Annotated in this window: 12 protein-coding genes and 1 riboswitch; of the genes, 5 read left to right on the top strand and 7 right to left on the bottom strand. The window is 37.1% G+C overall.

What is annotated here, in order from left to right:
- Nucleotides 1–46: 46 nt before the first annotated feature.
- Nucleotides 47–1,222 carry a glycerate kinase gene (locus tag HMPREF3031_RS07255; RefSeq protein WP_002480112.1) on the bottom strand — a complete coding sequence of 392 codons (1,176 nt, stop codon included), beginning with the start codon at nucleotides 1,220–1,222 and terminating at the stop codon, nucleotides 47–49.
- A gap of 130 nt (nucleotides 1,223–1,352) precedes the next feature.
- Here HMPREF3031_RS07255 and HMPREF3031_RS07250 point away from each other — a divergent pair, with 130 nt between their 5' ends.
- Nucleotides 1,353–1,778: a pyridoxamine 5'-phosphate oxidase family protein gene (locus tag HMPREF3031_RS07250; RefSeq protein ID WP_023014741.1), complete on the top strand. Its 426-nt coding sequence runs from the start codon at nucleotides 1,353–1,355 to the stop codon at nucleotides 1,776–1,778.
- A gap of 83 nt (nucleotides 1,779–1,861) precedes the next feature.
- On the opposite strand, the gene HMPREF3031_RS07245 is transcribed toward HMPREF3031_RS07250, so the two are convergent.
- The 4 genes from HMPREF3031_RS07245 to HMPREF3031_RS07230 form a co-directional block, all read right to left on the bottom strand.
- Nucleotides 1,862–2,725 carry a phytoene/squalene synthase family protein gene (locus HMPREF3031_RS07245; RefSeq protein ID WP_070724786.1) on the bottom strand — a complete coding sequence of 288 codons (864 nt, stop codon included), beginning with the start codon at nucleotides 2,723–2,725 and terminating at the stop codon, nucleotides 1,862–1,864.
- Nucleotides 2,726–2,923: 198 nt separating this feature from the next.
- Nucleotides 2,924–3,301, bottom strand: coding sequence for a YbgA family protein (locus HMPREF3031_RS07240; RefSeq protein WP_372510742.1), 378 nt, complete (start codon nucleotides 3,299–3,301; stop codon nucleotides 2,924–2,926).
- A gap of 40 nt (nucleotides 3,302–3,341) precedes the next feature.
- Nucleotides 3,342–4,757, bottom strand: a complete 1,416-nt coding sequence (locus tag HMPREF3031_RS07235) for a YfcC family protein (protein ID WP_002480116.1) — start codon at nucleotides 4,755–4,757, stop codon at nucleotides 3,342–3,344.
- A gap of 178 nt (nucleotides 4,758–4,935) precedes the next feature.
- Nucleotides 4,936–5,250, bottom strand: coding sequence for a hypothetical protein (locus HMPREF3031_RS07230; RefSeq protein WP_002480117.1), 315 nt, complete (start codon nucleotides 5,248–5,250; stop codon nucleotides 4,936–4,938).
- Nucleotides 5,251–5,400: 150 nt separating this feature from the next.
- Nucleotides 5,401–5,502: riboswitch (TPP riboswitch) on the top strand.
- 115 nt (nucleotides 5,503–5,617) lie between these two features.
- Between HMPREF3031_RS07230 and HMPREF3031_RS07225 the strand changes: the two genes are divergently transcribed.
- The 4 genes from HMPREF3031_RS07225 to HMPREF3031_RS07210 all read left to right on the top strand — a co-directional run bounded on the left by HMPREF3031_RS07225 (nucleotide 5,618) and on the right by HMPREF3031_RS07210 (nucleotide 8,383).
- Nucleotides 5,618–6,370 carry a 3-oxoacyl-ACP reductase gene (locus HMPREF3031_RS07225; RefSeq protein WP_002480118.1) on the top strand — a complete coding sequence of 251 codons (753 nt, stop codon included), beginning with the start codon at nucleotides 5,618–5,620 and terminating at the stop codon, nucleotides 6,368–6,370.
- Nucleotides 6,371–6,399: 29 nt separating this feature from the next.
- Complete coding sequence (locus HMPREF3031_RS07220) at nucleotides 6,400–7,704, top strand: LLM class flavin-dependent oxidoreductase (RefSeq protein ID WP_070684424.1); 1,305 nt, start codon at nucleotides 6,400–6,402, stop codon at nucleotides 7,702–7,704.
- Nucleotides 7,705–7,819: 115 nt separating this feature from the next.
- The gene (locus tag HMPREF3031_RS07215) at nucleotides 7,820–8,152 is read left to right on the top strand and encodes a hypothetical protein (RefSeq protein ID WP_002480120.1); all 333 of its coding nucleotides are present in this window, start codon (nucleotides 7,820–7,822) and stop codon (nucleotides 8,150–8,152) included.
- Between the two features lie 45 nt (nucleotides 8,153–8,197).
- Entirely contained in the window at nucleotides 8,198–8,383 is a 186-nt protein-coding gene (locus tag HMPREF3031_RS07210; protein WP_002480121.1) for a helix-turn-helix transcriptional regulator, read from the top strand.
- Nucleotides 8,384–8,434: 51 nt separating this feature from the next.
- Here the strand turns inward: HMPREF3031_RS07210 and HMPREF3031_RS07205 are convergent, their stop codons facing one another.
- Both HMPREF3031_RS07205 and HMPREF3031_RS07200 read right to left on the bottom strand, forming a co-directional pair.
- Nucleotides 8,435–9,955, bottom strand: coding sequence for a hypothetical protein (locus tag HMPREF3031_RS07205; protein ID WP_002480122.1), 1,521 nt, complete (start codon nucleotides 9,953–9,955; stop codon nucleotides 8,435–8,437).
- A 166-nt stretch (nucleotides 9,956–10,121) separates the two neighbouring features.
- Nucleotides 10,122–10,430: LPXTG cell wall anchor domain-containing protein (locus HMPREF3031_RS07200; RefSeq protein WP_142351315.1), on the bottom strand; the 309-nt coding region annotated here is incomplete at its 5' end.

The raw sequence follows: 10,430 nt of genomic DNA, 5'->3' as shown, positions 1-10,430 counted from the left end.
GACAAGTCCGTAGGACTTTGTCGACAGTCTGAGAACGTCTAACTATTTAGACGTTCTTCCCTAATTCTAATCTATGTGCCGCATCTTGTGCGAGTGCTTTTAAATAACGAAATGGATGTGCAAGTGCTTCTGCTTTACTGATTGAAGCATGGTCGTTTGGTGGTCTGTCATCTAGGCCAGTCACACTGAAGACGTGATCAATCCCATGTGTTTTAACAGCTTCATAGCCTTCTCCAGTTACGCCGCATAACGCAATAACAGGTATGTTAAATTGTTGAGCTGTTTTCGCAACACCAATCGGCGTTTTCCCATAAATTGTCTGTCGATCGATTTTACCTTCACCGGTAATACAAATATCAGCATCTTTCAGACGTGCTTTTAACTGTGTTTCATGTAAAACAATATCGATACCTCGAGAAAGTTCTGCATCTAAAAAAGCAACTAACGCAATACCTGTACCACCTGCAGCCCCCGCACCTGGTACATTTGAATAATCATGTTGAAAAGTTTCTGTTAACACATGATTATAATGTGTTAAAGCTTGTTCGAGTTGTTCAATATCTTTTGGTGAAGCGCCTTTTTGTTTAGCGTACGTATGAGTAGCACCTGTGGGTCCAAGTAATGGGTTATCAACATCACAGACTACTTCAAAAGTTACGTTTTTCAGCCGTTTGTCTAAATTAGAAATATTAATTTGCGCAAGGTTGATTAGAGCGGCACCACCTTCAGGTAAGTTGTCACCTTTCTCATCAAGGAATTTTACGCCAAGTGCTTTCATCATACCTGTTCCGCCATCATTGGTCGCACTTCCGCCAATACCGAGGATAATTTTTTGTGCACCTTGATTTAGTGCGCTTAAAATCAATTGCCCTGTACCGTATGTAGAAGTCACAAGCGGATTACGATGTTTGAGTTCGATTGCTTCTAAACTAGAAGCTTCTGCGAGTTCAATAATAGCCGTTTTACTTTGTTCAACATATGAATATTGTGCATCAATAATTCGGCCTAAAGCGTCTGTCGCTTTTACAGGTTTCATGGTTCCGCCTAAGGCATCATGGAGCGACTGCATCGTCCCTTCACCGCCATCAGCCATCGGTACTTTGTCATAGATGACCGTTTCAGGCAAGACTTCCTGTAGTCCTAATTCTATGGCTTGTGCCGCTTCAGCCGCTGTTAAAGTTTCTTTAAATGAATCTGGTGCAATCACAATTTTTCGTACCATCCCATGATGCCTCCTTCTTTTTTCATCTTCATTATAGCGACATTTACAATATGCATAAAGGATGAGTTATACCTGACACAACTTTTATTGCCAACGCATACGGGTAAATATAAAAAAAGAGGTGAATACTATGGATAGACAAGTTGTCTTAAAAAAGATTAAAGATATTATGAAAGCATCACGTATTGGTGTACTTTCAACTTCCTATGACAATAAGCCAGATAGCCGATATATGATTTTCTATGACCAAGAATTTGATTTATATACGAAAACTAGTACAGACTCAGTAAAGATTGAAGAAATCGAACAAAATCCTGTTGCGCATATTTTATTAGGCTATGATGATACGAAAAACCATAGTTTCTTAGAAATCTATGCAGACTTAGAAGTCACTGAAGATCCAGATGTATTAGATTGGATTTGGGACGAACAAGATAAATCGTTCTTTGATTCTAAAGAAGACCCTAAACTTTGTGTCATTAGAGCTATTCCAAGATCTATTAAATTAATGAATAGCGATTCAGAAGATGGACCGCAATATGTAGAATTTAATTAAGCTATAAACATGACAAAACCAGCATGCCTGTTTGAAACATCACATGCTGGTTTTGTTTATAGTTTATTGTTTTAAGTTTAAAGTTATTTGTATGATTTCATGACACGACGGTAAATTTGACCTTTTTTCATGCGACTGACATATGCACGTTGGTGCAATGAATAATTCTTTTTACGTACAACTTCAAGGATTTCACGATACGCTTGAGCTGCAACTTCAATAATGGGGCGTGCATCTTCGTGGAAGTAATCTAAATGACTTAATGCATTATGATACATAGCATCCGCATCTTTGGCGTAACTTTCCCACAAATCAATATAGTTTTGCGTCACACCCTTTTCATATACCGCTTTTAAATCAACATTATATTCTTTTAAGCGATTTGCGCTTAAATAGATACGGTTGTTTTCAAAGTCTTCACCGACATCACGTAAAATATTTGTGATTTGTAGGGCTTTACCGAGTTCAATCCCCACTTTATCTGCTGTCTCATAATATTGTTCATAAGCAAGTACAGGTGTCAGTAATTCACCAATCGTACCTGCCACGCCGTAACAATAGGCATCTAGCTCTTCATCTGTTTCTAATGCTGTCATAGTCAAATCGCTTTCCACGTAATCCATTAATGTTTTAAAGGCATGTAATGGAACAGGATAAGATTTTAGTGTATGACGAAACGCGCGCATCACAGATGCGTTACTATTAAAGTTCACATTTTCAGAATCTCCATCGTAGATGTGTTCTAAATCTTCACGAATCGCATCTAAGCGTTTTGGATCTTCATATTCATCTATACTGTCATCTATCATACGACATACTGCATAAATCGCCCAAACTGCTTTACGCTCTTGTTCAGGCAGACTATTAAACGCATAAGAGAAGGTCTTTGAGTACTCTTCCATTATCTTTCTGCAGTATTCGTAATCATCATTTATTAATTGTTCCATAACATTTCACACCTTGCTGTCATTATTCCTACTAGAGTCAATTACCCTCTATTTGAAATTTTAATAATAAGTTAAGTTATTCAGTTAACCAAATCTGATTTAATTTGAAACTTGTGTTACATGTTAAGCGAAAATCAGATAAAAGTCATTTAATAACCTACCACTTTCCTCAAATTTTTTAATACTTCTGATTTTCTGTCATGCATTCTTCAAAATTGAAGAATTTAATAAGTACTTACTTTGATATTTAGTCGCAAGTGTATAGATAAATGACAAGAGTTCATCAGATGTTGTTTTCTCTGATTCGAAGTCCGCTTTCAATGTTTGGTGTCGATTTTTTTCAGTATCATCCGCTTCTTTCTTAAAATAGCCCCACATATGATCAAACGTATTGATGACGGCACCTTTAGACGGAGGGAGGGCTAATGCTTCATCAATCAAGCGTTGTAATACCTCACCTTCTACATTATCTTTCATGACTGATCTGATTTGGTTATAGTGTGCTTGGCTATGCCACATGACTTCATATTTATATTCACGCCATAATTTCTCTTTCTCGTGTTGATTCAAGGACACTTCCTCCTCATGTTTTAACTTTGAACAGAGTTAGTATTCCCTAATAGCCGACAAGCAATGCGATGGACATGGCAATCGCACAAATAATAACCCACAGCAGAATCAATTTCCAAGCGAATTTCAACCACTGTACGTATGAAATTTTCGCAACTGCGAGTGCACCCATTAAAATGGCAGAAGTCGGAAACAGCACATTGCTGATGGAATCACCATATTGGAAAGCAAGCACTGTAAGTTGACGATTAATATCTAGCAAGTCTGAAATCGGCACCATCAAAGGCATTGTAGTCAAGGCTTGTCCTGAACCAGATGGAATGAAGAAGTTAAGGAAAAACTGGAAGATAAACATCACAATAATCACAATAGACGATGGGACATCATTGAGTAGTGTAGTCATTCCATGAATAATAGAATCAATAATTTTACCTTGTTCTAAAATAACGACAATGCCTTTCGCAAAACCAACAATCATTGCGCCAAATAAAATGTCTTTCATTCCTTCAATAAAAGCATCAAAGGTACCATTCATACCTAAGTCACTGACAAACCCTGCAAGCAAACCTGCTAAAACAAAGTTTGCGCTCATTTGATTAAAAGACCATTCATAACGAAAGATACCATAGACGTTAAACACAATAGTTAACGCAATAATACTTAATGCGAAGGCCTGACGTTTGGTAAAGCGTTCATATTCTATAGCTTTATGACTTTGACCTTCTTCTTGTTCTAAAGCATAAACGACACTTTTCTTTGGATTACGTTTCACTTTTCTAGCATAAAACATTACCGACCCGATTGCTGCGGCTAGAATGAATATATAAATGATGGAACGTAACCCCCAACCTGAGAACATAGGAAGTTCAGCAACGGTTTGCGCAACACCGACTGTAAATGGATTCAACATACCTCCAATAAATCCACTTGCAGCACCTAAAATCACCATCGCGGCTCCTGTCATCGCATCATAACCTAGGGTTCTCGCAATGATTACACCGATCGGCACAAAGATAATGGTTTCTTCTGCTAAACCAATTGAAAAGCCTAAAATAGAGAACACAATCATAGTTAATGGAATCATTAAGATGCGCGAAGAACCTAATGTTTTAATCGCTTGGTTAATCCCATTTTCAAATGCGCCTGTTCTATGTACAATACCGAAGGCACCACCGACTAAAAAGATATAAAAGACAATTTCTCCTCCTGTCAGTAAACCTTCAGGTACTGCACGGAATAAATCTAAAAATGACACCCCGTGTTGTTCAATACTATGATATGAACCTGGGACTACTAACGTTTGTCCCCCTTTATCTACGCGTTTATATTCCCCTGCTGGAATAATATACGTCAAGACGCAAGCAATGGCGATAATCATCATTAACAATGCATACGTATGAGGTGTTTTTAACTGGAATTTTGAAGATGAATCTTTTGAATTTTCCTTTGTATTTTCTGTCATACACATTCCTCTTTCCTACTATTAATTATCTGAATTTTCTTATTTTATATAGTATAGCCTATTTCTGAATCATTAGTCGGGAAAATTTAGTATCGTTGTGTATTTGAAGTAAATAGAAACGTAATGAAAAAGCTGACCGGTTATACTTTCGGTCAGCTTTCAATTCATCATGATTCAATTATGAAGAAGGTTTATCTTCTTCGTGTGGTGCATTCGCGGCTGCTTTTGCTTCAACACGTTGTGCTTCTTCTTCAGCTGTTACTTCTCGATGTTCTTGTTGTTGTTCAAGTGCTTTAACATCTTGTGGTTGTTGATTTTCAGTTTCTTGAGTTTTAGCCGCTTGTTCTTCTTTAGCTTTCGCTTCTTGTTGTTTTTGTGCTTCCCATCTAGCTTCTTTTTCTTGTTTTTTCAATTTACGTTTCTTTTCTTCACGCACAGAGAAGACAATGAAAATAATGGCTAATAAAGGGAATGACATACCTAACCAGAACATATAACTCACTCCAATTCTGTAGGGAGACCCTGTTATTTGTATTCTTGTTTATCATAACATGTATGCTGTTATTTTTTCACTAAATCCTTTCTCATTGCCCTTCCTTGACTTACTTCTAGAAAGTCGATAGATTAAGGTTAATGACAAATATAAATGCACTAGGGGCGTTTTATAACTGAGATGAAGCATGGCTTCAGACCCTTTGAACCTGATCTAGCTGAAACTAGCGTAGGAAAGTGTGAGTACATAACTAAGAAAGTATGGCTAAGAATGTCTGAGTCTATACTTTCAACTCGCTCTGATACGCACAGCTCTAGATAGGTTGTGTGTTTTTTTATGTCTTAATTTAACTAAAGGGGCGATTTAAATGGCAAGAACAATTTTAGTAACAGGCGGCGGACGTGGCTTAGGTGCTGTAATCAGCCGTACATTAGGCGAACAAGGTTTTAACGTTATTATTAACTACAACCAAAGTAAGGAAGCTGCCGAAGCATTGGCTCAAGAAATTGATAATAACCGTGCTGTCGCAATTCAAGCAGACGTTACTGACCGTGATGCAGTAGAACGTTTAGTCAAAGAAGGAACAGAAACATTCGGTCGTATTGATGGTGTAGTGAACAACGCATTGATCGGTTTCAAATTTGATCCGACAACACAAAAATCATTTAAAGATATGGACTGGTCAGATTATCAAAATCAAATCGATGGCACATTAAAAGCTGCATTCAACGTTGTACAAAGTGTGGTACCTCAATTTATTGAAAATCAACGTGGCAGTGTTGTATCTATCGGCACAAATTTATACCAAAATCCTGTTGTTCCTTATCATGAATATACAACAGCGAAAGCTGCATTAATTGGTTTCACACGTAACATTGCAGCAGAGCTTGGCCAATATGGTATTAATGCGAATGTTGTTTCAGGCGGATTACTTAAAACAACGGACGCTAGCTCAGTTACTACACCTGAAGTCTTTGACTTGATTGCGCAAAGTACACCACTACGTAAGGTGACAACACCGCAAGATGTCGCAAACATGGTGGCTTATCTTGTTTCAGAACAAGCAGACGGTATTACAGGCCAAAACATCACTGTTGACGGCGGATTAACAATGAACTAAGTAACAATATTAAACACGAGGTGAATAACATGCCTACGCAGAAAGAAAAACAACTGCACATTGGCGTTTTATTATATGGATGCGGCCATCATCAAGCCGCATGGCTGATGCCTGATTCAAGTGTCGAACGTATCGGCACCATCGAGTATTATCAAGATTTAGCTCAAATCGCAGAACGCGGCTATTTTGACGCGGTGTTTTTCGCGGATAACCAATCCTTCCCCGCAAATAATGACACCACGATGCCTGCGTTCTGGTTTGACCCTATTGTCAATTTAACTGCAATTTCGCAGGTCACAAAACATGTCGGGTTAGTCTCAACGATTTCCAGCACATTTTCTAACCCTTATACGGCTGCACGTCAGCTATTAAGTTTGGACCATATCACTGGCGGTCGTGTCGGTTGGAATTTAGTCACATCTATGACGGATATTGAAGCACAAAATCACAGTATGGAAGGTCTGCCTGACCATACAGCACGATACCAAAAAGCAGATGAATTTGCGGAAGTCATGAATCATCTCTTCGAGTCATGGCAAACCAATGATTTTAAACACGATCGTAAACACAATCAACTGATTGATTCAAAAGCAATAGAACCTTTCAATCATCAAGGAGAACACTTCCAAGTTCGCGGCCCTTTATCTACACCCGCAAGTCCACAAGGTAAACCCGTCGCAATGCAGGCTGGCGCATCTAAACAAGGCGTGGCACTCGCAGTTAAATATGCAGATGCAGTTTACTCTGTTTCTTGGAATATCAAACAAGCAAAACAGTTCAGACAACGCTTAGATGATGAAATCAAACGTACCGGTCAGACTGACCGCAACCTTAAAGTCTTCCCAGGTCTGGTGACTTATGTCGCAGAAACCCATGAAGCAGCTTTAGAGAAAAAAGCGGCGCTTGATAATCAACTACCGATTGAAACAGCGCTAAATCAACTCAGTTTCTTTGTCCAACAAGATTGTCATAATTGGGATTTAGATGACAAAGTCCCAGACTTACCTCCTGTCTCTGAATTTACTGGGCCTGTAGGTCGTTATGAAACAGTCCTTGAGATTATCAGAGATACAGACCCCACTGTACGAGAGTTATTGGGATATTTAAATGCAGGTGGTGGTCATTTAACATTGATTGGAACACCTGTGGAAATTGTGGATGAAATGGAACATTGGTTCAAAGAAGGTGTGGCAGATGGTTTCAACTTAATGCCTCCTACCTTGCCGGATAGCTTAGATGATTTTGTGAATTTGATTGTTCCAGAATTACAAAAACGCGGACTTTACCGAAAAAACTATACAGGACACACATTTAAAGAACATTTAGGAATTTAAAACAGGGCCATTCGGCTCTGTTTTTTTATACGAAATGTAAAACATACTTGACATTATTTAAGCGTAGCAGTATTCTAAAAATGTCAAATAAACTTTACATTTCAGGAGGGACATCATGATATTACTTAAAATTATCATCCCTATTGTAACCTTAGTTGCTTTCGCATTTGCTTGGAGAGGCTTCTTAAAAAATTATATGCCTTCAGAAGCAGTAGATGTTCAAACTGAGTCTCATTATGACGAACGTCAAACTAAAATTATTTTAGAAGTACTCGCAAAGACTTTTATCATTACTATTCTTCTCATTACATTCGCCTTTCTAAATCGTACGCTTGGTTTAGTCAGTGCACATAGTTTTATCTCGAAATATCCTGAAGCTGTCTTTTTAGTTATTATAATGGGAAGTTTAGTTTATAATTATGTAATCGTTAAACGAAAGTATTCATAATAGACATAGAGTGATGAGAAAATACACCTACAAAGGGTGAGAGTTATGAAAAACAAAATAAAATTGTATCGCAAACAAAATGGGATGTCTCAAGAAGCACTAAGTAAAAGTGTCAATGTTTCGAGACAAACGATTAATGCGATTGAAAATAATAAGTATGATCCTTCTTTAAGCTTAGCTTTTAAAATCGCTAAACAGTTTAAAGTTACAGTGGATGAATTATTTTCATAATAAAACAGGCCATGAACTCGTAATTTTGTTCATGGCCTGTTTTATATGTCATTATTTAAAGACTTTTTGGTATTGGACGTAACCAGAAATATAGTGTTCGATATCATCAATGCGTACACGATAACCATGGTGTTTGATAAAGAACGAACCAAGAATACGTTGTGGATTTTTAAAGTACATCGCAAGTTCTGGATAGAAGTATCCTGTACGCTGATAATCTGCACGTTTATGAATCGTTGTCATTAAATCATCTACGTTAATCAATCGATTTACGATTTCCCCAAAACCTTTTTCTCTGGCTTTACGTACAATATGATACGTTGCCATCAACATCTCCATGAATGTTGGGAAAGTTGTAATACGATTCTTAATGTAGTCTAAATAACTAGAAACATTTCTAATTCCAAATTCTATATATTTCGCTTCAGGCGCAATTTGGATTAATTCATTCGTACAATAACCTAACCAATGATCATGGTTCTTCCAGTAACTTTGTGAAATGAATCGTTCAAACATATGACGTACTGTTTCTAACCATTTTTCATTCTGATCAACTTGATAAAGTCGTAATAATCCTAACGCAGCTTCACCATCATAATAAATCACACGGAACTTTTCTTTAACTTCTAGACTAGGATATTGTAAGACATGTACAGTTTCAGCTGTTTCACTGTCAATCATTGAAACCATACCTTCTGCCACTTGTTGTGCAGCTTCTAAATACTTCTGGTTACCTGGTTTTATTTTTAGATACTCACAAATCGCAAAAACAAATGCCGCATTTTGACCTAGTTTAATTTCATTAATATTTTTAGTGTCATCAAATATATGTGCGACTTCTCCTTGCTTGTATAAGCAATTGTCGATTAAGTAATCAATCGCTTTTTCAGCTATAGTGATATCTTTGTTTAAGTAATGTAATCCTTCCATTAGCGCATAAGTTGAAGAAGCATGTCTCAAATTATTATAGAAACTGATTTTCTTATCGAAGTGTGGAAAATAACCATAGATAAATTGACCGCTTGGTTGTAATTCATTCGCAAGATAATCTGTCGAAGTTTCCAACATTTTATCAATTTCTTGTGACAAATCTTCAACATGACGTAATCCTTTTTCACGACCCTCTGCGGCTAATTCATAAACCTCATGATTTTCAATAAAGTAACCCTTTGTATAAAACTTTTTAATCGGCTTACCCATATAATCTTGATGTCTATAGAACTGTTTATGTTTTGTATATTTCTTCAAATAGTTATTGATATTATCCTCAGATAAGAAGAAAGACTTTTTATCTTTAGTCGGTCTGACAAAGGCATTAATATTAATTTCTTCTGCCATGAAAGTTAAATTCCAATTCTTATCATAAGCAATTCCGTAATCAATATAGTTTCGACGTGTCTCTTCTAAATCTCTTTTAACATCTTCAAAGACAACTTCTTTCGTACGATAAACAAAATCAATTTTAACCCACTTAGGATACTTACCAGCTTTCTTTTTAAACTGTTCATATTGTTTCGTAATATCTCTTTTAAGATTACGTGACTGCTTAATCAATTTTACAGAAGCTTTCATATTGGGATTACCTAAACTAACAAACACATAATCTTTACCTAATAGCTGTTGATCTGCTTTTTATAAAATTTGTTCAATCTCGTTGTTAATTGTCATGTCCAAACCCCTTCTCATTCAGTATGTATAAATGGGCCGGAACAAAGTCCAGCCCACTATTTAAATAGAATTATTGTTCTTTATTTTTCTTACGGCGTCCGAATAATAATGCAGAACCTAGTGCTGCGAATAAGCCACCGAATAATGTAGCTTCTTTATTATTATTCTCTTCACCTGTGTCAGGTAATTCTTTATCGCCATGACCTTCAGCTTGTGCTGGTTGTTCACCATTTGAACCTTGTGTAGTACCTTGTTCTGGAGTGCCAGGGTGTCCTGGTTCATCTGGATTACCTGGTTCATTTGGTTCAACAGGGTAATCTGAATCTGCGTCTGCGTCGGCATCAGCATCAGCATCGGCATCTGCGTCTGCGTCTGCGTC

Source organism: Staphylococcus sp. HMSC072B07 (assembly GCF_001815505.1).
Classification (GTDB): Bacteria; Bacillota; Bacilli; order Staphylococcales; family Staphylococcaceae; genus Staphylococcus; species Staphylococcus simulans.
This window is presented reverse-complemented; position numbering and strand designations above follow the sequence as displayed.

Bases quoted from the DNA above. Each gene is read 5' to 3' on its own strand.
- HMPREF3031_RS07255 (WP_002480112.1), bottom strand. From the start codon at position 1,222: ATGGTACGAAAAATTGTGATTGCACCAGATTCATTTAAAGAAACTTTA.
- HMPREF3031_RS07250 (WP_023014741.1), top strand. From the start codon at position 1,353: ATGGATAGACAAGTTGTCTTAAAAAAGATTAAAGATATTATGAAAGCA.
- HMPREF3031_RS07230 (WP_002480117.1), bottom strand. From the start codon at position 5,250: ATGTTCTGGTTAGGTATGTCATTCCCTTTATTAGCCATTATTTTCATT.
- HMPREF3031_RS07235 (WP_002480116.1), bottom strand. From the start codon at position 4,757: ATGACAGAAAATACAAAGGAAAATTCAAAAGATTCATCTTCAAAATTC.
- HMPREF3031_RS07210 (WP_002480121.1), top strand. From the start codon at position 8,198: ATGAAAAACAAAATAAAATTGTATCGCAAACAAAATGGGATGTCTCAA.
- HMPREF3031_RS07220 (WP_070684424.1), top strand. From the start codon at position 6,400: ATGCCTACGCAGAAAGAAAAACAACTGCACATTGGCGTTTTATTATAT.
- HMPREF3031_RS07245 (WP_070724786.1), bottom strand. From the start codon at position 2,725: ATGGAACAATTAATAAATGATGATTACGAATACTGCAGAAAGATAATG.
- HMPREF3031_RS07225 (WP_002480118.1), top strand. From the start codon at position 5,618: ATGGCAAGAACAATTTTAGTAACAGGCGGCGGACGTGGCTTAGGTGCT.
- HMPREF3031_RS07205 (WP_002480122.1), bottom strand. From the start codon at position 9,955: ATGAAAGCTTCTGTAAAATTGATTAAGCAGTCACGTAATCTTAAAAGA.
- HMPREF3031_RS07215 (WP_002480120.1), top strand. From the start codon at position 7,820: ATGATATTACTTAAAATTATCATCCCTATTGTAACCTTAGTTGCTTTC.